This window comes from Thermococcus waiotapuensis (assembly GCF_055384795.1).
Genome location: NZ_AP042429.1, coordinates 1,397,006 through 1,421,810, shown reverse-complemented (window position 1 = coordinate 1,421,810; position 24,805 = coordinate 1,397,006). Strand labels below are relative to the sequence as shown.

The following is a 24,805-nucleotide window of genomic DNA, read 5'->3' as shown; positions in this document are numbered from 1 at the left end:
CATTCCCTCCTACTTAATAGTGGCCTCCAGATAAAGGGATACGGGAACTTTTATCGAGGAAACCTTTCTGAAGCCGGAGGGCTTCTTCTATGACGAGCCATACATCATCCTCTCAGGGGAGCTCAGGGAGCTTAAGACATGCTTCCCCCTACTCTCAGCAATGGCCCACGGGAAGACCAGGCCCTCGGAGATAGCAGAGTACGCCGGACTGGATGGGAGAAAAGTGTACCCATACCTGGAAAACCTCATCCATCTGGGTTTCGTGAAAAGAGAGTTACCGATTGTAAAAAAAGAGAAGCGCGGTATCTACAGGCTCAGAGACCCGATGCTTCTCACATGGTTTTCAATAGTGCCCAAAAACAGGACGGAAATAGAGCTGGGCCTCGTGACCCACGATGGGGTTAAAGAGGACCTCCAGAGAGTTTTTGGGGTTCGCTTTGAAGACTTTGCGAGGGAGTTTTTGGTCGAGCTGAACAAAGTCGGGAAGGCTGCCTTTTAAGTTCACCAGGATAGGCCGCTGGTGGCACAGGGATGAAGAAATTTGATCTGGTGGCGGTGGGTAGCAACGTGAAGAAGCTTGCCGGAGAATGCAATCGAGGCAAGGTTAAGGCCTTCGAGCTGGGTTAAGAGCAACGAAAAAGCTTTTGTGAGGTTTCCCTTTCTTTTTATGGTGGTTGGTATGAAGCTCGCGGTCGTTACAGGTGCCTCCCGCGGTCTTGGGAGGGCTATAGCTAAAGTACTTGCCGAGGAAAACTACGCCCTTGCCCTCGGCGCGAGGAGCGTTGGGGAGCTCGAAAAGCTCGCGGAAGAGCTCGACACCGAGGTCTTTTACGGTTACCTCGACGTCTCAAGCTGGGAAAGCGTGGAGGACTTCTCCTGGAAGGTGCTGGAGCGCTTCGGCGGAGTTGACCTGGTTGTGGCGAATGCCGGGGTGGGCTATTTCGGGAGGCTCGAAGAGATAAGCGACGAGGACTTTAAGAGCATGGTGGAAGTAAACCTGCTCGGCCTGTGGCGGACGATAAAAGCTTTCCTGCCCTCACTGAAGGACAGGAAAGGAACAGTGGTTGCCGTCACCTCGGATGTCTCGGCGAGGGTCTTTCCGGGCGGGGGAGCATACGTCTCCACCAAGTGGGGCGCGAGGGCGCTGGTAAGGACATTCCAGCTCGAAAACCCTGAAGTTAGGTTCCTTGAGCTCAGGCCCGGGGCGATAGACACTTATTTCGCAGGGAGCAGACCCGGCAAGCCGAAGGAGCACGGCTTCCTGAAACCTGAAGAGGTTGCAGAGGCCCTCCGCTGCCTGCTGAGGCTTCCTCCCGATGTAAGGGTTGAAGAGCTGATGCTCCGCTCCACCTATCAGAGGCCCGAGTTCTGAGGCCGGGGGCATGGCGCCTCTTTTTCCCGCCTCGGCTTATCACTTCTTCGTCCGGTTTAGGACGCTCACCACTGGAACGAGCCCAAAGAACAGGCCCTCATGCTTCGGGCATTCTTTCACTTCCTGATTATCCAGCAGTACTTCGTTGAAAAGCTTTATAATGCACCTCCGCCTCCGAGAGGCGGGGGAGATGATGGTTAATCGCCTGAGGGAGTTCATAAAGAGGGAATGGTTCCTCTCATCGCTTTTCGTCCTTTACATAGCCCTTCTCCTCAGGGACGGCTCGCTCCTCGAAAGGACGCCCGATCTTATAGACTGGGGTGGGCTCGCATTAATAACCTCACTTATACTCGTCTCCAAGGGGCTTGAACTGTCGGGAGCTTTCGCGGAGCTCTCGATCCTGGTCATAAACCTCTCCCGCGGTTCGGAAAAGAGGCTCGCCCTGATTCTCCTCCCGACCATAGCGCTGTCTTCGGCAATCATAATGAACGACACCGCCATGCTTATTTTCATCCCCTTTATTGTGGCCCTCTCGCGCCTCATTGAGAGGGACACGGCAGCTTTGGTCATCTTTTCGGCCATAGCGGCGAACGTCGGCTCCTCCCTGACCCCGATAGGGAACCCCCAGAACATAATAATATGGAGGCGCTACGGCGTTCCCTTCCAGGACTTCATAGCCTACATGCTCCCCTTCGTCCTGCTCTGGCTTATCCTTCTCCTCCTCTTTGCCTTTGTGACATTCAGGGGTTCCCTCCCCGAAAGAAAGCTCCAGGCAGTGAAAGTTCGTGAAAGCCTGCTCTGGAGTTCGCTCTTCCTGCTAATAATTAACATCGTGCTCGCCCGGGAAGAGAGGGCCCTTTGGACGTTGCCCCTCACCGTGGTGATTCTCTCCCTGGTCGGGAAGGACGTTTTACTCAGCTTCGACTGGGCCCTGGTGTTGACCTTCGCGTTCATCTTCGTGGACTTCGGCGAACTCTCGGGGATTATGGCCTCGCTGGGTCTCCACCCACCTTCATCGGAGATCGGGCTGTTCCTCTTTTCGGCACTCCTCAGCCAGGTGGTGAGCAACGTTCCCGCCACTGTCCTGCTCTTTTCAGCGGAGAACTGGGGCCCGCTCGCCGTGGGAGTTAACGCCGGCGGGACGGGCTTCATGGTAGGCTCTCTGGCGAACCTGATAGCGATAAGGATAGCGCGGGTAAGCATAGGGAAGTTCCACCGCTATTCGGTGCCATACTTCCTTCTGATCCTTCTCCTCTCCGCTTTACTCCTCGGAATTCTCCCTTAGGCGGATCACCCCGTAAGGCAGAGCAGGTGAAAATGAAAGAAGAGCGGTTGCCGGGTTTTAGCTGTGGAGCTTTCGAGTGCTATCAGTCCCGGCCTTCGAGGAGCTCCCTCAACGCCTCGCGCGCCCCATCTCTGTCCTCCTTTGCCCTCCCTATGAGCGTCCTTATCATTGAGGCCAGCTCTTTATCCTGGAGGAGCATCGCGATTGAGTCCTCTATGACGTTTTCGTCGATGTATATCATCTTCTTCGTCATTCCGCCGTCTATGACCACGTTGACACCCGTCACCCAGCCCGCTTCCTCAGAAGCCAGGAAAGCAACGAGCGCAGCAACGTCCTCCGGCCTTCCAACCCTTCCCGCAGGGTGCTGTCCGTGGTCGAGGGGGCTTAACTCAGGTTTTCTTGGGGGTATCTGCCACTCACTCGTGTCTATCCAGCCGGGGGAAACGGCGAGAACCCTTATCCTGTAGGGCGCGAGGCTCATCGCGAGGGCATGTGTCAGCGCGAGCAGTCCACCCTTGGAGGCCGAGTATGGCTCGGTGTTCGGCTCGGACTGGAGCGCCCTCGTGGAGGCTATGTTTATTATCACACCTCCCCTCCCCTTCATGTACCTGGCGGCATGCTTGGCACACAGGTAGGGCCCGGTGAGGTTGACGTCTATTACTCTCTTCCACTCCTCTGACGTCTGGAGCTCCAGGGGCTTCCCGTACCCTATGCCGGCGTTGTTCACGAGGACGTCGAGAGAGCCAAAAGTTTCGTAAACCCTCCCAATTGCTTCAGAAACTTCCCCCTCAACGGAGACATCCGCCCTGAAGAACTTAGCCGATAAACCCATAGAGGTGAGCTGCTTCTCCCTTAACCTTCCAGCCTCCTCGTCAACGTCCAGGATGGCCGTTTTACAGCCCTCAGACGCGAGGCGGTGGGCTATCGCCGCACCTATACCCCTTGCACCCCCTGTTACTATGCAGGTTTTGCCCCCAAATCTGCCGGACATTTCAACACCTCCCAAGCTTTTCCTGTTTAAGGCATTCCCTTTAAGAAGGTTTACGCCGCGGAAAAGCAGAGGAGGAAAGCTCCTGAATGTGGTGGAGGCATCGAACACGAGAAAAGGGACGCCGTTAATCGCCCTAAGCAGTTTAGGACAATGATCAGGCCTGATGTGGCATGAACGTAGAAGAGACGAGGCACCCTCTCGGGAGGTGGATTCTATTTGCAATCCCGCAACCCTGCGGGGTTCCCAGACCGTTTCCATTCTCTCAGGGTCTTATTGTCTGGGGGGACGTTCCGTCCCCCACACCCCCTCGAAGTTTACCAGGACTCCCATCAAAGCCCGGTTAGAACTGTGTTCTTATCTTTCAATTCTCTCAGGGCCTTATTGCAACTATGCAGTAAGGTATGGCGAGTACCTTCTGCTCCCGTGCTTTCCATTCTCTCAGAGTCTTATTGCAACGGAAATAAGAGAAAAAGCGCGGAAGTACCGCGTCCTGTGTTTCCATTCTCTCAGAGTCTTATTGCAACAGGTTTAGCCTAGCGAAATACGCAAGGCGTATAGAACGTTTCCATTCTCTCAGAGTCTTATTGCAACAAACTGGCCGGGTGGCCCGGGTAGCCTGGGGGAGCCCCGCGTTTCCATTCTCTCAGAGTCTTATTGCAACAGCGGACAGGGATAAACTACTAATCACGGGCGAGAACGGTTTCCATTCTCTCAGAGTCTTATTGCAACTTCCCAAAAGCCCTTGCCCGACATAGATATCACCAGTTTCCATTCTCTCAGAGTCTTATTGCAACCCAGCGCCGCTTATCAACAGGATGCTGGTAGTTAGAGTGTTTCCATTCTCTCAGAGTCTTATTGCAACCTTGGGATGAGGTTGAGGTTGAGCGTGGTGGTGATGCTGGTTTCCATTCTCTCAGAGTCTTATTGCAACTGTATTATATGTTCCTGGTTAATGGTTTTGTTTATTTCCGTTTCCATTCTCTCAGAGTCTTATTGCAACTAATTTTGTGGTTGTGTGTAAATGAAAGTGTTAACCGAAGTTTCCATTCTCTCAGAGTCTTATTGCAACCGTCTTTACCGTAACGGCTTATCACTGCACTTAAGAGAGTTTCCATTCTCTCAGAGTCTTATTGCAACTTTGAAGAATAGAATGGTTGAGGTTGATTTGGATAATTGTTTCCATTCTCTCAGAGTCTTATTGCAACACACCCCTATCAACCAAACCATAAAAATTAGCATACTTGTTTCCATTCTCTCAGAGTCTTATTGCAACAACCAACCCTATCCCTCAACAATAAAGCAGTCTTCGTCGAAAGTTTCCATTCTCTCAGAGTCTTATTGCAACTCTTGAGAGCCTCCAGCGCCAGCTCAGCCCTCTCCGTTTCCATTCTCTCAGAGTCTTATTGCAACTTAATGCTAGCAACATACCTAGCGAGCAAAGATACGCGTTTCCATTCTCTCAGAGTCTTATTGCAACAGGGCGGGTTTCTCCTCAGTTTGTCCTGCAAGACCATATTAATCCCCGGATTTTATAAGTTTTTCTATGGAGGGGCCTTAAAAGAGCCCCCAAAAGACCGGATTTCCGGCTATTGAAAGGCCAAACTCAACGGACAAAGCTAACAAGCAGGACTTTTCCCATGGTGCACTCTTATGAGCATGGGACTTCCAAAGGAAGGAAAAGAGCCCAAACAGGCAAAAATGGCGTTTAAACCCTTTAAACTCAAAAAACTCCAATTTCCATAGGAAGGGCTGGATTCCAGGCCCTCCCCTTCCTCCGCTCAAAACTCCGAAAAAAATTCGTTACAAAACGCACAAAAACCTGTAACAAAATGTTAGATAATAACAAAAGGTTACTAAAGACTTCCAGGGCCGCCACCGGGGAGGTCTCCAGAAAAACAGCCCCCGCAAAGAACAATTCCAGAAACAAAACCACCCAAGCATGATACAAAAAATTTAAAACCCCCAGCGGCTTGCTTTATCAGGTGGTGGCATGTACATCGTCATAGTCTATGACGTCTCCGTCGAACGGGTGAACCGGGTGAAGAAGTTCCTCCGCCAGCACCTTCACTGGGTTCAGAACAGTGTTTTTGAGGGCGAAGTCACAATGGCGGAGTTCGAGCGCATAAAGGCGGGATTAAGGGAGCTTATAAATGAGGACGAGGACTCCGTGGTGATATACAAGCTTCGTTCCCAGCCCTTTAGGGAGGTAATCGGAATGGAGAAAAACCCAATGGAGGACATCATGTAGGCCTCTCCCATGGTCTGTCTATCGCCCCGCATATCGCTCTGAAGATGCACGAATCGCATTCATTGGTGTAGCGCGGCTTTATCCACGCCGGAAACTTCCCCTGCTCAAGCTCCCCCACGCCGGTCATCACAACCCTTGCGCGTCCCAGCATCTTACTGAACGCCTCCTCGTCTTTCTCCACCCGGAAGTATCTGAAGTCGAGGCCGTCTCTGTCAAAGACGTAGATGTATCCTTCTTGCAGGCCGGCCATGTTGAGGTAGGCGTTGAGCTGTTCCTTCCATGTCTTTGAGGGTTCCTCCATTCCGTTGAGGCTTCCGGGCCCGTTCTCCGGGTTGAATCCCTTGAGCTTGAACTCCAAAATTTTGTCCCCAAGTATCGCGTCCGCTTTTCCGACGAGAACCCAGCCGTCGGCGATCTCGTACTCCAGCGGCACCTCGAACTTTATCCCCTCAAACTCGACGTTCTCCTGAACCCACCTGTGGAGCAGCGTCCCGAGGAGCATCTCCCCGGTGCGCTCGTACTTGGAGGTCTCAAGGTACGTGGAGAGCGCCGCCTTCCTGAGGCAGAAGCTCAGGGATGTTACCCATATCTTTCTCGGCGACCTCCTTCCTGCTATCCTGTTCCTGATCTCTTGGTTGAACGTTTCGAGCCCGTCGGGGTTTTCCATTTACATCACCTCAATCACTCCGAGGTAGGTCGTACGCAATGCGGATGAACCTGTCTTCACCCCGCATTCTGAACTTTCCCATTAGGAGACGAACTTGGTGTCCCTCTTCTTGTTGTGGACGCGCTTTGCAACCTCGCGGGGCTTATCGCATGGGCCAGGAAAGAGTAAAGGTAACGGTGGTAGTTGTAGGGGACAAGGAAGGACCCTTCGAAGTGAGAGGCGAGTTTAGGTCTCATTGCACTCTCCTCCCATGAGCTTTAGATACATTCTTCCTGCGCTGGTTACGTAATACTTTGGTGCTCTCCCGTCTGGTCTCTCCGCCTTTACCAGGTGATAATTTGCCATTCTCTCCAGCTCGTTGCTTATTGTCGCCGGTGAAACTCCAAGCTCCTCTGCTATCGCTCTCACGCTTTTTCCCTTGGCGAGGCCGCAGAGTACTAACTTCCACCTTTTGCTCGGAGGGGCGAGGAATGGACTCAACTCAAGGGATATGTAGCCGGAAAGGTTTTCAAAATCGCTTTCGACGATGATTCTGGCATCCCTCAGGTTGAGAAGCGCCAGCATTGTCCCAACGAGAAGTGGTCTCATTCCTCCGGAGAGAACCGCAAGAACAATCCTGTCGCGGGTCATGTTCTCCTCAATACCCCGCTTTATGGCCAGCACGAGGTTCTCTCCATGGAGAGGAACCTCCAGACGGATGACGTTACCTTCCCCCACTATGGGTGAGGCTATGCCCTCTATTGCTTCCAGGGCGTTGACTATCCTGCGTTCCTCTTCATAGCCTTCTGGGAGGATGGCCATCAATTTATCACCGTGTTCAAGGCCGTCTATTCCTTCCCTCTTCCTCATCAGTGCGCGGACTATGAACTTCTCATCAAAGCCCACGGGGAAGATGACCAACATGGCCCCACCTCCTCACTTTTAGGACCTCCGTAATCTCCTCCCCGAGCATGCTCCCATTTCCACCCCTGTTGCAGGCCGCGGCGTAATTGTCCGCCATCACTATCGGCAGAAGGAGGGCGTAGACACCCCTGAGGCTCTTTCGAAGGATTTCCTCGGCAATCTTGTACTCTTCGATTGGCTCTCCCCAGGGTATCTCCCGTGGAATAGAAGTGCCTGAGAGCTCTTCAAGGAGCTGAATGCATTCATCGGTGAGTCTTAAGCTCTGGGGTTTCTTCGCGGTTCTGTCTCTTATCCAGTCGTGGTGGTGAAGAAGAATCGCGACCGCGGCTATCTTGCCTGCAGTGCTAAACTCTGCCAGCGCGTTTTTTGCCAGCAGGTAGGAGTAGAACTCGTGGTATCCAAAGCCTTCACGTCTCGTCTGGAACGTCTCAAGGCACTTTCCGACGTCGTGAAGGATATAGGCTTTCCTTAGAAGCTCCTCAGCCGCCTTCGGTTCAACGCCGAGAAGCCGTCCCAGAAATTTGCCGTAGTTTCTTCCGATATAAAGCCCCTCCAGCAGCTCGAGGCCCCGCTTTAGGTGAGCTTCCATCGTCTCGACGCACTCCCCGTTCTTGAAGTAGGCGCAGGGGCTCATACTATACCACGCTCCTGGTCGTAGCTTCCGGTAAAGAGTATCTCGATGTTCTTTCCGAGCGCGACACCCTTTGCAACCTCATAGGCATCCTTAAGGGTCTTAATCTCGGATTTAAAGCCCCTGACCTCAACGGCTCCCCTTGAGTAAAGCTCAAAGAGCTTTTTCGGGCTTATGAGAACGGTTTCGCTCTCAACAGAAAGGGGGACAAGGAAGTTCCTCATTACCGGGACACCCTTCGCTACAAGCTGTTCAACCTCTCCAAGTACATCGGGGGCTCTTTTGGATGGGTCGCTCATGAGCCTGAAAAGCTTACCTTTCACATTCTTGTCAATGAGTCTGTTAATGGAGCTGGGGCTCGAGCCATAAACCTCGGTGACTGCCATTTCGTAGGTCGAAGGAACGCGCGGATGGATGCTCTCCCCAGCGATTAGCTTTAATGTCCTGTTTACCATCTCTTCAGAATACGGGCCCGTGGGGGAGTCCTTCATTATGAGGGCCCTGCCGCTCTTATCGCCTGCGTGGCGGGCGAGCCTTCCAAAGCGCTGGAGCAGGGAGTTAACCGGCGCCCTGTCCGTTATCATAACGTCCGCGGAGAAGTCCACGCCTGCTTCAACTGCCTGTGTCCCTATCAGGAGGAAATCTTCCCTTCCCAGCTCCCTGAGACGGTTGATTATGGACCTCTTGTGGCTCGGCGTCATTCTTCCATGGATCAGGAGTATCCTGTCGCGTTTAAACCCGAGGCCCGGATTTGAGATTGCCCTGTCGTACAGCTTCACTGCCCTGTCCACCGTGTTCACTATGAGTGCGTTTCTCTCCCCGGGTTCGATGAACTTCAGCGGATCACCTTCCCCGAATTCAATAGAAATGTCCTTTTTGAGTTCCCTCTCCACAAAGGGATCCTCTCCACCGGGGGATAAAACTTTGAAGTCGTACCTGTACTTCTCCGTATACTTTCTGAAAAACTCTCTGTGCCCTTGGGAGAGGGTGGCGGTCATCACAACGATCGGAACGCCCTGGGAAGTTAGAAAATCTACGGCGGCATCGAAGGCAGTCGCCATGGATTCGTCCTCGAGGAGAAAGTGGGCCTCGTCGAATATGACCAATGAAGTTAGGATTGAGGCCTGGGTCAGGTAATCGTAGCCGAACTCCTTTCCAGCTTTGACGCTGTGCCTCTTTTTCGTGTTGAGCTTCATCAGGTCCCACGTGAACGTGTCTGCCGTGGTCAGGTTCAGGGGAAAGAGGTGCATAAACTCCTCGCTTGACCCCATCATTTTGGTTCTCGAGAACCCGAACGCCTCTTCAGCCGTCCTTTGAACGTCCTCGATTATTGACCTCATCGGGAGGACGTGGATGACTCTATCGAATAGCGAAGCGTCGGTTAGGGAGTGGAGGGCCAGGGCAAAGCTCAGGAGCGTCTTTCCGTAACCCGTTGGGGCGTTGAGAACGAGGAAGGGTTTAGGAGACGAGGTTAAAAAGTCAAAGGCCTCCTCGAGTAAAGGCCTTTTCTCGGGCACAAAACCCTTTGCCTCCGCGAGCCTCTTGACCGCTTCCTCGTATGCCCTCATAGGAGCACCTCTAGGTGTCCCTGCCACATAATGACCCTCAAAACCTTTCTCAGCTCACCGCTGGCCCTTCCGCTTCCCTCGATCAGTGCCCTCCCCTGGCGGAACAGCCTGAAGACCGAGTCCTCTATGAGTTCCTTTCTCCCGCTGTTGATTGCCCTGTAGAGGTCTTTGACGAAGATGTAGGCCAGCATCTCTCCGTCACCGTTCACTCCCCTTTCGAGTTCTTTTTCGGCGATTTCCGCGAGCGCCCACAGCGGGTATTTTTGAACAGTCTCTTTACCTTCTTTGAGCTCTACCCTAACGGGAACCCCGCCGGTGCTCAGAGCGTTTATGCGCTCCACGTAAGCGTTCAAGTACCTGCTGAGGCCAGAGAGGTCGAGCTGAACCGTTTTGAGTTCAGTGTAGACCTGCCCTTCAAGGCTTATCAAATGCAGTGTAACAGGATATACCTCCTCCGGAATGCTTCTGTTCTCCTCGGCGAGCTTCATCGCCAGCTTCATCTCGTACAGCTCCTCTGTGCTGAGCGAAACCCTTCCCTTGATCCCAGCTTCCGTGATGGCAAGTAAGCCGTTCACAATGACGTCTTCAACTTCATAGGGCCAGAGGCCCTCAATTCCCGGCTTTGTAATCAGGTAATATTTGCCACCTATGTAGCCCGCGAGCCCCGTGAAGAACCCCAGCGCAACGAGGGAGAACCACAGGGGGTCGAGGCGTATCTGCGCTTTCCCTCCCGTGGTTGGGGCCAGGAATCCACTCTGGCGCTCGTAGTATTCGGGTTGCTTAATTATAGCCGGTAGTATCGCGTAATGGTCTGCCGTGACCTTCTTTCCGGGCGGTTTTGATGTTTCACCATTGTAATCAACGCCGAGGTATGTACCGTCCTTTTCAACCCTGACTGCCTTTAGGGATTCCCTTGGGTCGAGGCGTCCTTCCCTGATGAGCTTCGTGGTCTCCTTTATGACCAGCTCAAACAGTTCACCGTAAGTCTCTGGGGCACTCCTGTTGAACCACACCTTCAGGACATTATTAAAAGACTCCCTGTCGTTCCTGCCCATCTTGGAGGTGTGGACTTCAGCCCTGTTCTCCAGGGAGCGAAGGGCACCTTCAAAGGCGTCGGCCAGCTCTCTGGGTTCTGGCTCAATGCCCGCGTTCATGACTATCCACGACATTCCGAGGGAGAGCAGTTCTCTCGTGAGGCCCTCGTAAGGGTACTTCGCCAGGGCTTCAATGAGCAAGGACAACCACCTCCTCGCCCACTTTTATAGTCCTGAGTCTTCCCCTGACCTCGACGCTTTCTTCGGGGTAGAACATTACCATCCTGCCTGCCTTTGAGTAGTCCCCGATTCCGGAGCGCCAGTCTACAACAGATTGGAGTGTGCCTTTCCCCCTGACTTCAACGCCATTGAACGGAAATGCGTAGGCTGTTTTTGCCATTTCTGCCTCAGCTACTTCAGCGCGGCCGGTCTCAACGTCTTCCACACTGACGACTGACTCCCTTGAGCCGAGGCGGGTTATCCCCCATGCGGCCCTCTCGATGTCCTTCTTGGTGTAGGAGCTCCTCTCCAGTGCCTCTTCGTTTATGAGATAGACCGCTGTTATTAGGATATCATTGGTGCCATAGGTTACCGCGAAGGGAAAAGAGGTAACGGCACTCTGGACATTTCCGCGGTAGATGGTGTTGATCTTCAACAGTGCCCCCTGTATCTTTGGCCTCCCAAGCGTTCTCACCGTTACCCAGTCAAAGAGTTCGAGAACTCCCCCGGCCGAGCTCCTGAAGGTTTTTTCTTCATAAACAGTCTCGGATCTATTCCCTGCGATGTGCAGGAGTGGGTAAGCTATGGCGCCGATTAGGGTGGTCGGTGGAACGTAACGCAGTGCGATTCTCATCTTGCTCTGTGGGAGGGCGCGGATTGCCACTATTCCCGCTGGCCTCATCGTGGCCTTCAAAAAGAAAGGCAAAGGGATCACCTCAGAGGGCTCCCTTTTGTTTTAGGTAATCAACTGCTTCCTTCAGGGCTTCCTCGGGGACTTTATCTTCCGTGGCGACAGTAAACAGGTAGTCCTCACCAAAGTCCTTAAGCACTTTCAGCCTCCTCTCGGTTTTGAGGATGTAGTCGTCGTAGATTGGGGACGTCACGACGAAGGGGTGCTCCGTGACCGCTACGGCCACCTCTTTTATACCCCCGACGGGGAAGAAGCGGGACAGCTTGGCACCGAACTGGGCAGAGGAAAGCATCCTGAAAAGGGCTTTCATAGCTGCCTCACGCCTTGCTTTTATCTCGTTCTCGTCAAGTATGGGTTTTGAGGTAATTGCACTCACTCCGATAGCATCGAGGTCGAGGTTGAAGGTAAAGCCGTAGAGCGCAGTACCTATCTCGACGTAGTAAATCATCTGCTCCGAGGCATTGCCCTTCTTGCCCGAGGAGTCCATCTGGGCGTGCCTTGCGTGGAGCTGGGGTTCAGAGGTCGCGAACAGCGCCATGGACTTAACGGGTAGTGCATAGCTGACCTGGAATGCGGAGCTTCTCCTAACCGGGGGGTTCTCCGCGTAAAGGAATCCTCCAACGTCCTCAACAACACAAGCCTTTACTATTGCCTCTTCTATCTTAGCAGGCTCCCCTGGTATGGGGCTCACCTTTTTCTCGAGGTGAACCCTGTTCATGGACTTGTAGAACTCTCCTCTGCGGCAGTCGTCGCACACCGGAAGGTTGAGGCTCAGGGCTTCTCTGACGAGGTGCTCCTGATAGGCGTGGGCAAGGCTTTCACCGCTCAGGGCAGGCACGTAGACTGTCTTGAGCTTTCCGTCCTCTTCCACAAGATACGGGACGCGCCTGTGCTTGCTGTAGTTGCCGGCGGTCTCGACCATGTTCAATGCCTCGACGTTTGCCTCAAACCTAACACCAACGCTCAGAAACATCACTCATCACCTCCTTCTTTTCTTGAAGGATACGCGAGAGCAAGGGTAGCAACACGCTTTGCAACACTAATGTCGGAGCGAACGGCATCGAGAAACGCCTTGACTTCGTCTTCGCTCGGAATTCCCGGAACGGGAATCTTTTCCCCGTCCTTTTCTACATACCTTCTCCCATCTTCCCCTATGGTGGCGTTTTCTCTTATTGACCTAAAGGCCCTCAGTGCCTCGTGGAGTGTTACCTCAACTGGGCCCGGGTTCAGGGCGTTTCCAATCCTGTCTACGTAGCCGAAGTTCTTCGTTTGTACGAAGAACCTCAGCATTTTTACTATCCCTTCATATTCTGGCATGATGTCACCTCACCATAATTAGTGAAGTTACTCATATAAAGTTTACGTTCAGTAGATGTTTATCGGGGCGTGCAATTTGTTTAGAAAAAACTGAACACATGATAGAGCCGGGTAATGAGGGGAATTCTAATTCCATCTGTTTGGTGTCCTCATCGAAAGCTCCTTCGGATGTCACCCCCAACTGAACACCTCAAAACCACGCCACCAGCGGCTCGTACTCCTTAACCCCAAGGAGGTGCTTTATCAGCTTATAAGCCTCCAGCCTTATCAGCCTCTGCTTGGTGACGTTCTGCTTTAGTTTGGGGTGCTTGACGCTCTTGGCAAGCTCATTGTTGTAGTGCTCCAAGACGAGTCTCATGCCCTCCTTTGTGAGCAGAACGCCATTGAGCTCACTTCGGAAGTGTTCCTTTTTTATTACCCCCTGTTTCACCAAACGCGTTGCTATGCGGTCTGCTATTATCGGCTTGAAGACCTCGCTTAGATCTAGAGCAAGAGAAAATCTCCTCTCGCCCGGCTCGTGGAGGTAGCTCACCGTCGGAGTAAGCTGGGTGTTGTAGAGCTCGCTCACGATGGTCGCATATAGACGGGAGTTGAGGAAGCTTATCAACGCGTTCATCTCGTTCTCTGGTGGTCTCCTCATGCGTTTAACTATCCTGAAGCCTTCCGGAAGATGCTCATCCCAGCGGGAGTAATACTCCTCCCTAATCCTGGCCTCGACGTTCATGACCTCAGTTATTTTGCCGGCTTCCTCCAGCTCTCCAAGGAGTTTTTCGAGCTCCCCGGCAAAGCCATCGGCAACTTCCCAGCGCATTAGATTGCGCCCCATGTTGAGGGCGCTTCCTTTGACGAAGAGTTTGGCGAGCTTCAGCCTCTTTTCAGGGTCTAAATAGTGTTCGGCCTGCTTTATCACAAGGTTTCCGGAGTGGAGCGTTTCCCGCGGATAAAAGCTACCGTCGTAGTAGCCGTAGTGGTTGAAGAAGTGGACAGCTATGCCCTTCTGGGCAAGGAAATGCAATGCCTGAGAGCTTATGTTCACGTGGCCGTAGATGTAGATGTCGTATATCCCCTCAACCGCCAGAGGTTTCTTATCGTTGGCGTTCTCGAAGTACAGGGTGTTCTCCCTTCGGAGGAGGTTCCCGTCCGAGAAAAGTGTGAGAGAGCGTTTTCTCATACTCCCACCTCAAACCCAGCACAGCTCATAATAGGCGCATTTCTTGCACTTCTTGGATTTTACCGGCTCCGGCGGAGCGGACAGTGATTTTACCACCTGAGCAAACTGCACCGCCTTTTCTACCTCTTCTTCGTGGCCGTCCAGCGTTATCTCCTTCGTTTCGTTGAGCTTTGGGTAGTGGAGGGCCGCTTTCGCTTTAATCCCGAGCCGTTTGAGGTAGTATAAGTAGTAGAGCGCCTGCATCTCGTGGGCTCTCTCCATCGACTTTCCGAGCTTAACTTCGTGGACCTCTATGGTGTCCCCCTTCCGGATGAAGTCTATTTTTATTCTCTCTATCTGGACTTCCTTCTCCTCGTCGGCGTAGCGCCTCTCGTGCAGGAATCTCCCGAGGTCGACCCACTCGTTCTCTCCTTCCATTGTGATGCCGTGTGAGAAGTACCAGAGCTTGGTGGGGCAGATGATGAGGTAGTTTATTTCCGTCCCGGTTATGAGGAGCTGGTTTAGAGGATACTCTTCGGCCGGGCTCAAGTTGGAGTCGTGGTTTTGACTGTAAGAGTCGTGGTTTTGACTGTAATTTTCATTACATTGGACGTAATTCACAGTATATCTCCCCCCGTTAAAGGCTCCCTTAAGAGGCCTGTTTCGGGACTGTACTCAAGCTCCGCAACAATGATATGTTTTCCCACTCCCCTATCGCTGAGCCTGTGAAAGCTTTCCTTCTCGGCCCAGTAGAGCCACATCGGCACGGGCACGAGGTAACGGTGGGCCTCGATTCCCATCCCCCTGTTGAGAAGCCTGAGCATTTCACCGGCGTAGATGCCTGGAACGGCCTCCACTCCGTTGAACATCTCATAGAACTTTTCCTCGTCTTCTCCCCTCTTAAGGGGCTTCACGTTATTAAAGACGTCCTTTGCGAGCTTTTTGTAGTCCTGAACCTCCTCAGTTAGCTTCTTCGAGATTACCGAGTATGCCCTGCTAACGAGTTCTGGGATGAGCGATTCTTTCAGTTCCTCCCCATCGAGTTCTTCTAAAATCTTGACGCTCTCCTCAACCACCCGGTAGTCTTTGTAAATCTTCTCATCGGCCTCAGAACCCTGGGTTAGGACGTAAACGTCTTCTATCTTTCCATTCCGCCATCCCTGCCTGTTCACCCTCCCGAAGCGCTGTATCAATGCATCAAGGGGTGCCGGTTCGGTCAGTATTGTTGAGAAGCTCACGTCGAGCGAAACTTCCACCACTTGGGTCGCAACAACAAAGTCATAATCGTTCATTCTCTCCAGGAGTGTTCTCTCCTTCTCCTCCCTGTCACCGTGGGTGAATCTGCTGTGGAGGAGCAGGACTTTGAATCCTTTCTCTTTGAGGACTCTGTAAGTGGCCACGGCTCTGTCAACGCTGTTGCAGGCTATCAGGGCAGGTCTTGAGCTTTTCTTTACCTTTTGATATAGCTTCAGCTCGGGAATGAGCTCTTCGATTGAATCTATGCTCCCATCAATGACATGAACCCTGTGACGGGTGAATTTATTAGCATCATTGGCTGGAACCTTTAACTCCCTAAAGGGCAGGGTCTCTTTAATCAAATCCTCCAGGAAGTCCGGCAACGTGGCCGTCATTACCATGGTTTTTGCCTTCAGAGGGGCGACTTCCTCGAGCATTGCGAGGATTATGCCGAGGACGTTTGGTTCGTAGGCGTGTATCTCGTCGAAGATTAGGATCGAGCCGGCCAGCTCGGTTTTTAACATCTCGTGAAATCCGACGCCGAAGAATGCCTTCATAAGCTGGAATGGCGTTGTGACCTTTAGGGGGGTGTATATCTTCCGGTAGAGAGAGCCGAGTCTCTCGTATTCGAGGGAAGAGGTGTAAAGGTAGAAGCCAGCCGAACTATGGAGGATCCCCACCAGTGATGGGTCCGGGAACAACCCCATGAGCCTTTTATGCATTGCGTTTATGCTCGCCTTGTAGGGAAGGACGTAGAAGATCCTGCTCGCTATCTCTTTTCCATTTCTGAGGGCGTTTTTATTGGCCCACAGTAGGCCAGCCTCGGTTTTTCCATAGCCGGTGGGGGCCCTTAAAATGAGGTTTCCCGCATGCTGTGAAGCCTCTATCTGGAGGGGGCGGAGTTTTTCGGGCGGGATCCTGAGTTCAAGCTTCTCGTTGATGTCCGGAAGGAGTGCGATGGAAGTTTCACCAGCTGAGGCGAGGTGATCGGAGGCGTTTAAGAGGCCCCTGATAAACGTCAGGGTGAGCCTTTCATTATCGACATTCTCTTCGTACCACTCCTTTAGCGCCTGGAAGTCAAAGTCCCGGAGCTTTTCCTTCCAGTCTGCAGGGAGTTTAAACCTCTTCGGGGGTCTCTTGGTGCCGAAGTAATACGCCTCCATGTTTGAGATTCTCGGTATAAAAACCTGCTCCAGGTACTCCGATCTATCAAAAAGCTCCTCAAGCTTTTCGTGGAACTCCGGCGAGAGGTTCCCGTCTCCTATGGGAAGCTTTTCCTCCAGTTCGTCGAGCGTTTTGTGGTGCGTGAGTATGGCCAGCGCTATAAGGTTCCTCTCCCGCTCTCCATAGTCCAGGAACTGGACAAAGGGAACGGAGAGGAGTTCGTGGCGATAGCCCCACCGCTCCCTCTGGAGCCCCGATTTCTGAAAACCTGAGGCACATTTGCCTGTGTCGTGGAGAAGAACCGCATAAAAAGAAAGTTCAAAGATTCCTGGAGAAAGCTCTTCGAGCCAGTAGAACGAGTTTTTCAAGCTTTTCAGGACGTTGATGGCATCGAGGGTGTGGCACTCAAGGAACTGGTGGGGATTGAACTTGGCGTAGCAGGCCTTCATTCACCCCACCTGTGCAGGTAAACTCCGATGTCAAGCTCGGGGTCATAGAGTGCCTTGGTAGTTTGTCTCCTTTTTTCCGCACCTGTCCTGGGGAACGGGAGAATTATGAAGGGCTTAACCAGCTTTGCCCGCCTTGGAACGCTTGAGTAATCGTATTCAACGATGAGCGAGTGAACCATTCCCGGAAGGCCAAGGTTTATTGGAGCGACCGTACCCCCCAGCGGGGCTTCTTTCTCCTCGAGTTGTATCCTTTTTATTTCTTCAACCGTCGCAACGTCGCTCGACCTCCCGAGGAGAAGCTGATAGCGGGGTCTCCTGAAGTGTTCTTCCCAGCAATCGGGAAGATAGAGGTATAGCTCCACGTTGTAGTGGAATTCACGTTTTATTATGTCAGTTTCGACTTTCCCCAGGGCATATATCTTCTCAAGATCAACTCCCCTGCCGTCGCTTTTGAAGACGTAGCCAACGTAGGGGAGCTCGCTCAGATATACTGGCTCCCCCTTTGCGGCCGAGAGTATCCCCTGTATGGTGGAGGGTGGTGGAACCGGGAGCGTGGGCTGGTACCCAGACTGAAAGGTGGGAAAGCGGAAGGAAGCCGTCCAGGCCTTAAGCTCCACCCTTATCATCTGCTCACCTGTAGTAGGCTTCGATTTCCTTCACGAACCCTTCGATGGCGTCTTTGACACTGCCCTTAGCGATATCCAGTCCGCTGGCCTTGAGCCTCTCTTCGATGTGGTTTACATCCCAGCCGAGGGACTTGATGAAGCCATCGTCATACCCGATGTACAGTTTCGCATCCCCAGGGATGACCTCTTTGAGGTCTTTGAGTCTCTTTGCAAGTGCCTCCGCGTCAAACATAACTTCACCGTTCTCCTCGAAAACGATGTCACTTATGAAGGGGTTTATCCCTGCGTCGACGTTGAGCAGGAAAATGAACTTAGGGGTTACGTCTGTATGATACTGCGTCTGCTTCGCTCCGCCGGTGAGGAAACGGAGGACTTTTATTGTCTCGGTTGCGCGCTTCTTCCTGATGGATGATGGCATTGTCCATTCCTTTTCGCTCTTCTCAACTCCAAGTTCTTCCGCAAGTTTTTCAATCTCTTTGATTTCTTTCACGATTTCTTCGGCCCCTCCCTTGGTCTTGTCCTTCGGAACATCCTCCCATGTCAGCAGGTTCTTAAAGCCCGCCTTGCTTATTGTCGTGAATCTCCCAACCGCATCGAGGTCGAGAGAGAAAGCCCCCTTAAAGACCGTGGAGTAGAACTCCTGACTGTAGGGGACAGGATCGCCCTCATGTCTGGAGGCGTAGCCCTCATCCACCGTCAGGGAGTTTCTGTCCGGCAAAACTGAGATCAGGGGAGTGTTTTTCAGGGGTGAAACTCTCGTGACGGTAACGTTGATATTCCCTTTCTTGAAGGCCCTCATGTAACCGAAGACGTCATCATCGGGGTACTTGAGGGGGTTTGCGGCCGTGAAGACCTGCTTCTGCTCGCGGTAGAGCGGGGAAAGCTCCCAGCTAAAGTGCTCTTTCAGCGTGGAGCGCCACCAGTAGCGCCAGGCCTGGGGTGAGACGTATGGGTAGTACTTCCCACCGCGCCTGAAGGTCTTAACCCTCGTAACATTCCTGTCAGCAAGGCTTTCGTCTATGCCAAGCATGTTCAGGGCAGAATGCGGAGCATCTATCAAAACCAGACCCGTTGCAAACCTCATTCTTCACCCTCCTCAAATTCTTCTTCAACCTCCTCTTCCTCAGCCTCCTCCGGGGAGGCCTTCATCAGCCTGTCATGGAGCTTTTCGTAGATGCGGAAGAGGAGCAGGTTCTTGACAGTTTTCCAGGAGACGTTTAGATCCTCGCCGTAGTTCGTGAGAATCCGTGCGAAGTCGTCGAAGCTCATCAGGGCCCCAGGTATCCCCAGCTCCTGCCTGTCTTTTTCAATCCTGATAAAGAAACCCTCGAACTGGTAAAGCTTTTCCGCCCTCTCAAGCTCCCTGATGCGCCTTGAGAGCTTGTTGTCAGGCAGTTTTTCTACCGTCTCTACAATCCTGTCAGCAACCCTTTTAACAAACTCCAGAGCGTTCTCATCCAAACCCAACACCTCCGAGCAGTAAAATGAGAGAAGCCTCCAGCTTGAGTTGGTCCGCCTGCTGTGGGGGTCTATGAAGTAGTGCAATACACTCTCCCCGTCCAGAAGTCTATGGTAGACGTCATTTTGACAGCTCTTTTCAATTTCCTCCGGTTTTTTGGCAAGCCTCTTTGCACAGCCCCTGTTCCATCCCATTGAGACTATCCTTGCCCATCCGGCTGAATCATACTGACTTGCTAGAGCAACGAACCTTAAGATGGGGTTTGGAATGTAAATAACGTCTATCTCCTGCCCTTGATTGTTGTTGACGAAGTAGTAGAGCGTTATCGAAGCCCCGCTTAGTTTGCCTGCCTCGAGTTTCCTGCCGATTTCACCGAGTTTCTTGAAGAGGAAGTTTTCAGGTCTTTTAAAGTCTCTAGCGACTGAAGCGAGCTCGCTCTTTTTCACGTCATCTATTGCCTCCTTGTGGAACTCAAGCATGAGTTCGTAGGGATAGGCGTGAATTATCAGAACCCTTGAGAGGCGGTATGCCGCGAGGGGCATCATCTGGGCGAGGAAGAGACAGTGAGAACAGATGTTAGCACCGTCTCTGCCAGATGGAAAGTAGTTTGGAACACCTCCCGTTCCGACTAAGGGGAAGTCCGACCTATAAACCGGTTTCAGGCGGGAATGTTTCCTCCCACAGATTTCACACACTGGGGCGTTTGGGTCTTCTTCCTCCGAGAGCAGGGTAAGCAGATTTTTCTTTATCTCTTCTGGAGTGCGCTTCTTGGACATACTGGGATTGGCCATTAAGATTCCGCTGTTTGGGAGCATCATGGCATGTATGTACCCATAACTCCACTCCTTTCGAGCATATAGCTTAGAGGCGAACTCGACTGCATTCTCAACGTCCTTCTCCGTGAGTTCATCTGGCTTTCCCTTACCGCTGAGAAGAAGCAACGCAACCAATCCTGCATCGGTGAACGGATGTCCGGTCCAAACAAACGGCGGTGAGTATTCTTCAATCGTCCTTACTTTCCCGATTTCTTTCACCTCCCTGCCTCTTTCTCTTCCTCCTCTTCACCTCATCCACTTTCACCATTCCAAAACCTATCGAGTTCTTCTCCCCGAAGCCGGCTAAGTAACCCACCCTGAGAAGGCCCTCGTCGCCCCTCGCGCGGAAGACCAGGTGCCAGGCCCTCTGGAAGATCCCGGGCTTTACCTCAAAGCGCTTTGGCTTGGCGAGGAGGACGTCTATTCCCACTTCACCTCCCTCGGGCGGCCTCCCCGTTAAGGCGGTGTACTTCTCGATAAGGTTCTCCCTGATGTGCTCATAGAACTCGGGGTCCGTTGGGGTCAGGTCGTAGCTCCTTGGCTTCCCAAGGATTTGTCTCGTCGTCGAGACCACCACAGGTGAAAGCGTGACGAACTTCCTGCCGCTTAGCCTTTCTGGCTCGTAAAGGGCCCTGACTTCCTTGACCGTGAAGCGCTCCCCCCAGAGCTCCACTTCCGGGTTTTCAAGGAGCCCCCGGATGAAAGCTTCAGCTATCTCGGGGACAGCGGTGGAAAAATAGAAAAAGCCATGGCCCTTACCGATGAAGTAGGGCTTTTCCTTCTCGAATTTTCGCTCCTCGGCCATGAAAAGGGAATAGGTAAAGAGCTTTGGGGCCTTGGGCTGGTGGAGCCTTAAGCTGAGGTCTGGATCCATCCGCTGAATCCTCCGATAAACAAGGCCCTGTATGTGGTGCTGGTGATTGTAAGGGACGCGAAATTCCTCCCGCTCGGGGATAAGTTTGATGAGGAAGCGCATGGCCCATTCCCCTAAACGTTATACTTTGGTATATTCTCTCGGACTATTTAAGCGTTGCGTCAGGCCAGCCTGAACAGCAATCGGGAAAACAAAAAATCCTACAAAGTAATGATCTTTCCAACATGAAGTGATTCGGCCCAACCAAAGTTTGCTTTTAAGTATGCGTACTCCTCAATCCCGGTGCAGTGGCCGGCGTAGAGTTTCTCCACTCCGAGGGCCTTCAGCCTGGCCACGGCTTCTTTTAGCATCTCCTGTTTGGCTCCCCTTAGGTGGAAGCCCCCGATTAGGGCCTTTATCGGCTTTCTAGCAAGTCTTACGGCATGCTCAGCTATGTTGATGATCCCGCTGTGGCCGCAGCCCGTTATCACGGCAACCCCATCTCCCAGGTCCACGATGAGGGCCATGTCATCCCTCACCGGATCTTGGATGTATTCACCGTCCTCCATGAGGTAGCCGACGGCCCTGTCCCAGTGCCTCCTCTCTATCTCGCCAGAGCTCAGAAAGCCGGGTAAAAACTCCAGAGGTTCCGGGCTCAGGTGAAAGTTGGCTCCAAGGCTTTCAAGCTCCCCCCTCGTGAAGGGAATCCCTATCTCCCTGAGCTCCGGCTTAAGCGCTACTCTCCTCTGGAAGATGCCCGGATGTGCGTAAACGTCAATCCCGCTACCCCGGGCTTCGAGAAAGGCTCTTATGCCTCCAGTGTGGTCGTAGTGGCCGTGGGTTACGAAGAGCGCGTCTATCTCTTCGGGGGAAACCCCAAGGGCCTCCATGTTCCTGAGGAGAACTTCCCCCTCTGTTCCAGTATCCACCAGGACTTTTCTCCCGTTGTGCTCGACAAGGACTGAAAACCCGTGGTAGCCGAGGAGGCCCCTTCTGTAACCGGCGTGATTCTCGAAGAGGACGGTGAGCTTCATGCGCACCACCAGGAGGAAAATGAGAGCTCACCAGCCGCCCCTTCCGTGACCCATGTCGCCACCTTCGGGGCCCGTAACCACTGAAAGCTCTCCGCGGAGGAAGGCTTCAACGGCCTCGCGGACTGTCATGCTTGCCGGCGCGGAGAACATTCTTATCCCTGCCGCCTGCAGGGCACCGTAGGAGTTTGGCCCGAACTGGCCCGCTATAACAACATCAGCCCCCTGGTCGATGACGAACTGCGCAGCTGCAACTCCCGCGCCCCCTGGCTGTGAGTATCCCGGGTTCGAGACAGCCTGGACGTTCACTACCTCTCCGTTCTCGACATCGACTATCGTAAAGGTTGGAGTCCTCCCAAAAGATGGGTTTACCCTGTCATCGAGGCCCCCCTTAACCGTCGGTACGATTATCCTCATCTTATCACCCCCACCTAATTAGGGGAGCCTAAGTTAAAAGGTTTGTGCGTATGCACATTACCCATGTTTGTTCCAAAATGCTTAAAAAACGTCCCATCGACGCTACCCATGGGGGTGAGCCAATGCTCAAAGTTGAGAACCTTCACGTCTCAGTCGAGGGCAGGGAGATACTGAAGGGCGTTGACCTAACTATAAACCCGGGGGAGTTCCACGTCGTTATGGGGCCCAACGGCTCGGGAAAATCTACCCTGGCCTTGACGATAGCGGGACATCCGAAGTACAGGGTCACCGATGGAAGGATAACCTTCGAGGGTGAGGAGATTCACGAGTTTAGCCCGGACGAGAGGGCCAGAAAGGGGATTCTGCTCGCCTTCCAGGTTCCCCCCGAGGTCGAGGGGGTTAAGATAATCGAGTTCCTCCAGCAGGTCCTGGTGGAGCTTAAGGGAATGGATCCGGTCGAGGCCTACGACCTTGTGGTGGAGAAAGCGAGTGAGCTCTGGTTCAGGGAGGAGGATTTACACCGCTACGTCAACGTTGGCTTCTCCGGTGGCGAGAGAAAGAGGCTTGAGCTTCTTCAGGCTTTACTCATTGAGCCCAAACTCCTTATCCTCGACGAGCCGGACAGCGGTGTCGATGTTGACTCGCTCAGCATAATCAGCACGAAGATAGAGGAGCTCCACAAAAGGGGGACGGCGATACTGCTGATCACCCACTACGGCAGGATCCTCGGCCACCTCAACAGGGAACAGCTAACCGTCCACGTCATGAAGGACGGCAGGATAGTGAAGACGGGAAGCGGTGAGCTCGTCGACAGGATTGACAAAGAAGGGTTCGCCAGGCTCTTTGAGGAGGTGGGAGCATGAGCGAGACGATAACTCTAAGGGATGCCAAGTCTATAATTGAGAACCAGATTGAAGAACTCGCTAAAAGGAACAAAGAGCCAGAGTGGATGACGAGGATTCGCTACAATGCCTTGGAGGCCTTTGAGAGGGCGCCCCACAGGGATCCCGTCATAAGCGAGGAGGAGTTACTCCACTTCATAGCCAAACCCGAGATAGAGGGACTCCCTGAAAAGGTCGAGAGCCTCGATGACCTCCCGCCCGAGATGAAAGCTCTACTTGATAGGCTCGGCATCAATGAGGTCGAGCAGAAGTACATCGCCGGTTTGGCCGTTCAGACTGATACCGGCGTTATTTACAACCAGTTCCTCCAGGAGTGGGCGAAGAAGGGCCTTATCGTCCTCCCGACGGAGGAGGCGGTAAGGAAGTACCCCGATATAGTGAAGGAACACTTCCTCAGGCTCTTCCGTGCCGATGAGAGCAAGCTGACGGCTTACCATACAGCGGTTTGGAACGGCGGAATCTTCCTCTACGTCAGAGAAGGCCTAAAGGTCCCCTTCCCGCTCCACCTGTTCTTCCTCATCCAGGAGAGCGCCCTGGCGCAGGCGCCGCACATAATCATTATCGCCGAGAAAAACAGTGAGTTCCACCTTATAGAGGGTTGCACGGCTCCGATACTCGTGAGGCACTCCCTCCACCTCGACATGACGGAGGCCTACCTCCAGGATGGGGCAAGGGCCCAGCTGACGGTTTTGCAGAACTGGCCCGAATACGTGCACACGAGGCCCATGACGAGGGCGAAGATAGGGAAGGGCGCGCGCTTCATAAACACCACCGTCGGCCTGGGGAGCGGCAAGAGCAACGTGGCTAATCCGAAGTACTGGGTGGATGAAAACGGCTACGTTGAGCTGAACGGCATCCTCCTCGGCCAGAAGGACTGGTACGTTGACCTCGGTGGAGAGATGTACCTCCAGGGAAAAGGTGCGGCGGGAATAAACGCGAGCAAGGCAGTTATAATGAACGAGAGCAGGGTAATAACAAGGGGAGTCATAAAGGCTGAAGCCCCGAAGACTAAGGGCCACATAAGCTGTGACGCCCTGCTCATGAGCGACAGGGCGGTTATGGAGACCTATCCAGGGCTGGTCAGCAGGGTTGACGATGCAGAGCTCAGCCACGAAGCTGCGATAGGAAAGATACGCGAGGAGGAGCTGTTCTATCTGATGAGCCGCGGCCTGAGCGAGGAGAAGGCGACCCAGCTCATCGTCAGGGGCTTCCTCGAGCCGATGCTCAAGGACATCCCGATGGAGTTCCTCGTGGAGATAAGGAGGATAATAGAGCTGGCGGTGAGCGGGGGCATGTGAGCCCCCGGTGATTTTTGTGTAACTGGGGGACGTTCCGTCCCCCACACTCCCTCGAAGTTTACCAGGACTCCCATCAAAGCCAGGTTAGAACTGTGTTCTTATTTTCCCAGAGTGTTATTGCAACGGTCAGGGAGGTCATCGAGAAGTTTATCAGGAGTCCTAGGTTTCCATTCTCCCAGAGTCTTATTGCAACGAGCCAACGTGATGTATAGTGCCCTATGCGAGTTCGTTTCCATTCTCTCAGAGTCTTATTGCAACCCGGAAGCGACATCCTTGACAGCATGGTCTGGAAGAATGTTTCCATTCTCCCAGAGTCTTATTGCAACGAACCCAAACAGTTTCCGCAACGTCATCAGCGTCTTGAAGTTTCCATTCTCCCAGAGTCTTATTGCAACGAACCCAAACAGTTTCCGCAACGTCATCAGCGTCTTGAAGTTTCCATTCTCCCAGAGTCTTATTGCAACTTCTTAAGTTTTTAG

25 protein-coding genes and 2 CRISPR repeat arrays (1 of these 27 only partly in view) are annotated in these 24,805 nt (G+C 53.0%); of the genes, 7 read left to right on the top strand and 18 right to left on the bottom strand.

What is annotated here, in order from left to right; all coding sequences use genetic code 11:
• Window positions 1-160 precede the first annotated feature (160 nt).
• The 4 genes from ACZ47M_RS07805 (at window position 161) to ACZ47M_RS07790 (ending at window position 2,657) form a co-directional block, all read left to right on the top strand.
• Window positions 161-499 carry a DUF234 domain-containing protein gene (locus tag ACZ47M_RS07805; protein ID WP_315342974.1) on the top strand — a complete coding sequence of 113 codons (339 nt, stop codon included), beginning with the start codon at window positions 161-163 and terminating at the stop codon, window positions 497-499.
• A complete protein-coding gene (locus ACZ47M_RS07800; RefSeq protein ID WP_315343102.1) occupies window positions 489-545 on the top strand; it encodes a DUF234 domain-containing protein in 57 nt (18 codons plus the stop codon). Before ACZ47M_RS07805 ends, ACZ47M_RS07800 begins: the two co-directional genes overlap by 11 nt.
• A gap of 134 nt (window positions 546-679) precedes the next feature.
• Window positions 680-1,372, top strand: coding sequence for an SDR family oxidoreductase (locus ACZ47M_RS07795; protein WP_315343105.1), 693 nt, complete (start codon window positions 680-682; stop codon window positions 1,370-1,372).
• 190 nt (window positions 1,373-1,562) lie between these two features.
• Window positions 1,563-2,657: an SLC13 family permease gene (locus tag ACZ47M_RS07790; protein ID WP_315342975.1), complete on the top strand. Its 1,095-nt coding sequence runs from the start codon at window positions 1,563-1,565 to the stop codon at window positions 2,655-2,657.
• An 82-nt stretch (window positions 2,658-2,739) separates the two neighbouring features.
• Here ACZ47M_RS07790 and ACZ47M_RS07785 read toward each other — a convergent pair whose 3' ends face one another.
• Window positions 2,740-3,648 carry an SDR family oxidoreductase gene (locus ACZ47M_RS07785; RefSeq protein ID WP_315342976.1) on the bottom strand — a complete coding sequence of 303 codons (909 nt, stop codon included), beginning with the start codon at window positions 3,646-3,648 and terminating at the stop codon, window positions 2,740-2,742.
• Between the two features lie 358 nt (window positions 3,649-4,006).
• Window positions 4,007-5,125: a CRISPR direct-repeat array (repeat unit 30 nt; unit sequence GTTTCCATTCTCTCAGAGTCTTATTGCAAC).
• A 513-nt stretch (window positions 5,126-5,638) separates the two neighbouring features.
• On the opposite strand from ACZ47M_RS07785, the gene cas2 reads away from it, so the two are divergent.
• On the top strand, window positions 5,639-5,896 hold the full coding sequence (cas2, locus tag ACZ47M_RS07780; protein ID WP_315342977.1) for a CRISPR-associated endonuclease Cas2: 258 nt from the start codon (window positions 5,639-5,641) through the stop codon (window positions 5,894-5,896).
• Here cas2 and ACZ47M_RS07775 read toward each other — a convergent pair.
• The 17 genes from ACZ47M_RS07775 to ACZ47M_RS07695 all read right to left on the bottom strand — a co-directional run bounded on the left by ACZ47M_RS07775 (window position 5,889) and on the right by ACZ47M_RS07695 (window position 22,126).
• Window positions 5,889-6,563 (bottom strand): PD-(D/E)XK nuclease family protein, encoded by a 675-nt coding sequence (locus ACZ47M_RS07775; protein WP_315342979.1) that lies wholly within the window; start codon window positions 6,561-6,563, stop codon window positions 5,889-5,891. The two genes, cas2 and ACZ47M_RS07775, sit on opposite strands and share 8 nt — an antisense overlap.
• 225 nt (window positions 6,564-6,788) lie before the next feature.
• On the bottom strand, window positions 6,789-7,466 hold the full coding sequence (gene csa3, locus ACZ47M_RS07770) for a CRISPR-associated CARF protein Csa3 (protein WP_315342981.1): 678 nt from the start codon (window positions 7,464-7,466) through the stop codon (window positions 6,789-6,791).
• Window positions 7,438-8,100: a CRISPR-associated endonuclease Cas3'' gene (locus tag ACZ47M_RS07765; RefSeq protein WP_315342983.1), complete on the bottom strand. Its 663-nt coding sequence runs from the start codon at window positions 8,098-8,100 to the stop codon at window positions 7,438-7,440. The genes csa3 and ACZ47M_RS07765 overlap by 29 nt, the downstream gene beginning before the upstream one ends.
• Window positions 8,097-9,665: a CRISPR-associated helicase Cas3' gene (gene cas3 / locus ACZ47M_RS07760; RefSeq protein ID WP_315342985.1), complete on the bottom strand. Its 1,569-nt coding sequence runs from the start codon at window positions 9,663-9,665 to the stop codon at window positions 8,097-8,099. Before cas3 (ACZ47M_RS07760) ends, ACZ47M_RS07765 begins: the two co-directional genes overlap by 4 nt.
• Window positions 9,662-10,900, bottom strand: a complete 1,239-nt coding sequence (gene cas8a2 / locus ACZ47M_RS07755) for a type I-A CRISPR-associated protein Cas8a2/Csx9 (RefSeq protein WP_315342988.1) — start codon at window positions 10,898-10,900, stop codon at window positions 9,662-9,664. Before cas8a2 ends, cas3 (ACZ47M_RS07760) begins: the two co-directional genes overlap by 4 nt.
• Window positions 10,890-11,633, bottom strand: a complete 744-nt coding sequence (gene cas5a / locus ACZ47M_RS07750; protein ID WP_315342990.1) for a type I-A CRISPR-associated protein Cas5a — start codon at window positions 11,631-11,633, stop codon at window positions 10,890-10,892. The genes cas8a2 and cas5a overlap by 11 nt, the downstream gene beginning before the upstream one ends.
• Before the next feature lies 1 nt (window position 11,634).
• A complete protein-coding gene (gene cas7a / locus ACZ47M_RS07745; RefSeq protein WP_315342992.1) occupies window positions 11,635-12,582 on the bottom strand; it encodes a type I-A CRISPR-associated protein Cas7/Csa2 in 948 nt (315 codons plus the stop codon).
• Complete coding sequence (gene csa5 / locus ACZ47M_RS07740) at window positions 12,582-12,926, bottom strand: type I-A CRISPR-associated protein Csa5 (protein WP_315342994.1); 345 nt, start codon at window positions 12,924-12,926, stop codon at window positions 12,582-12,584. The genes cas7a and csa5 overlap by 1 nt, the downstream gene beginning before the upstream one ends.
• A gap of 190 nt (window positions 12,927-13,116) precedes the next feature.
• Window positions 13,117-14,097: a type I-B CRISPR-associated endonuclease Cas1b gene (cas1b, locus tag ACZ47M_RS07735; protein ID WP_315342996.1), complete on the bottom strand. Its 981-nt coding sequence runs from the start codon at window positions 14,095-14,097 to the stop codon at window positions 13,117-13,119.
• A 9-nt stretch (window positions 14,098-14,106) separates the two neighbouring features.
• On the bottom strand, window positions 14,107-14,625 hold the full coding sequence (cas4, locus tag ACZ47M_RS07730; protein ID WP_315342998.1) for a CRISPR-associated protein Cas4: 519 nt from the start codon (window positions 14,623-14,625) through the stop codon (window positions 14,107-14,109).
• A 68-nt stretch (window positions 14,626-14,693) separates the two neighbouring features.
• The gene (gene cas3 / locus ACZ47M_RS07725) at window positions 14,694-16,925 is read right to left on the bottom strand and encodes a CRISPR-associated helicase Cas3' (protein WP_315343000.1); all 2,232 of its coding nucleotides are present in this window, start codon (window positions 16,923-16,925) and stop codon (window positions 14,694-14,696) included.
• Window positions 16,922-17,551 (bottom strand): type I-B CRISPR-associated protein Cas5b, encoded by a 630-nt coding sequence (gene cas5b / locus ACZ47M_RS07720; protein WP_315343002.1) that lies wholly within the window; start codon window positions 17,549-17,551, stop codon window positions 16,922-16,924. The genes cas3 (ACZ47M_RS07725) and cas5b overlap by 4 nt, the downstream gene beginning before the upstream one ends.
• Before the next feature lie 4 nt (window positions 17,552-17,555).
• The gene (gene cas7i / locus ACZ47M_RS07715) at window positions 17,556-18,635 is read right to left on the bottom strand and encodes a type I-B CRISPR-associated protein Cas7/Cst2/DevR (RefSeq protein WP_315343003.1); all 1,080 of its coding nucleotides are present in this window, start codon (window positions 18,633-18,635) and stop codon (window positions 17,556-17,558) included.
• A complete protein-coding gene (cas8a1, locus tag ACZ47M_RS07710) occupies window positions 18,632-20,044 on the bottom strand; it encodes a type I-B CRISPR-associated protein Cas8b1/Cst1 (RefSeq protein ID WP_315343005.1) in 1,413 nt (470 codons plus the stop codon). The genes cas7i and cas8a1 overlap by 4 nt, the downstream gene beginning before the upstream one ends.
• Window positions 20,013-20,801, bottom strand: coding sequence for a CRISPR-associated endoribonuclease Cas6 (cas6, locus tag ACZ47M_RS07705; protein ID WP_315343007.1), 789 nt, complete (start codon window positions 20,799-20,801; stop codon window positions 20,013-20,015). The genes cas8a1 and cas6 overlap by 32 nt, the downstream gene beginning before the upstream one ends.
• 98 nt (window positions 20,802-20,899) lie before the next feature.
• Window positions 20,900-21,712: an MBL fold metallo-hydrolase gene (locus ACZ47M_RS07700; RefSeq protein ID WP_315343010.1), complete on the bottom strand. Its 813-nt coding sequence runs from the start codon at window positions 21,710-21,712 to the stop codon at window positions 20,900-20,902.
• Between the two features lie 27 nt (window positions 21,713-21,739).
• Window positions 21,740-22,126 carry a NifB/NifX family molybdenum-iron cluster-binding protein gene (locus ACZ47M_RS07695; protein ID WP_315343013.1) on the bottom strand — a complete coding sequence of 129 codons (387 nt, stop codon included), beginning with the start codon at window positions 22,124-22,126 and terminating at the stop codon, window positions 21,740-21,742.
• Between the two features lie 122 nt (window positions 22,127-22,248).
• Between ACZ47M_RS07695 and sufC the strand changes: the two genes are divergently transcribed.
• Both sufC and smsB read left to right on the top strand, forming a co-directional pair.
• The gene (gene sufC / locus ACZ47M_RS07690) at window positions 22,249-22,989 is read left to right on the top strand and encodes a Fe-S cluster assembly ATPase SufC (protein ID WP_315343016.1); all 741 of its coding nucleotides are present in this window, start codon (window positions 22,249-22,251) and stop codon (window positions 22,987-22,989) included.
• Window positions 22,986-24,326, top strand: coding sequence for an SUF-like minimal system protein SmsB (smsB, locus tag ACZ47M_RS07685; protein ID WP_315343018.1), 1,341 nt, complete (start codon window positions 22,986-22,988; stop codon window positions 24,324-24,326). The genes sufC and smsB overlap by 4 nt, the downstream gene beginning before the upstream one ends.
• A gap of 163 nt (window positions 24,327-24,489) precedes the next feature.
• Window positions 24,490-24,805: direct repeats of the CRISPR family, unit length 30 nt; unit sequence GTTTCCATTCTCTCAGAGTCTTATTGCAAC; it runs 3,241 nt beyond the window's last position.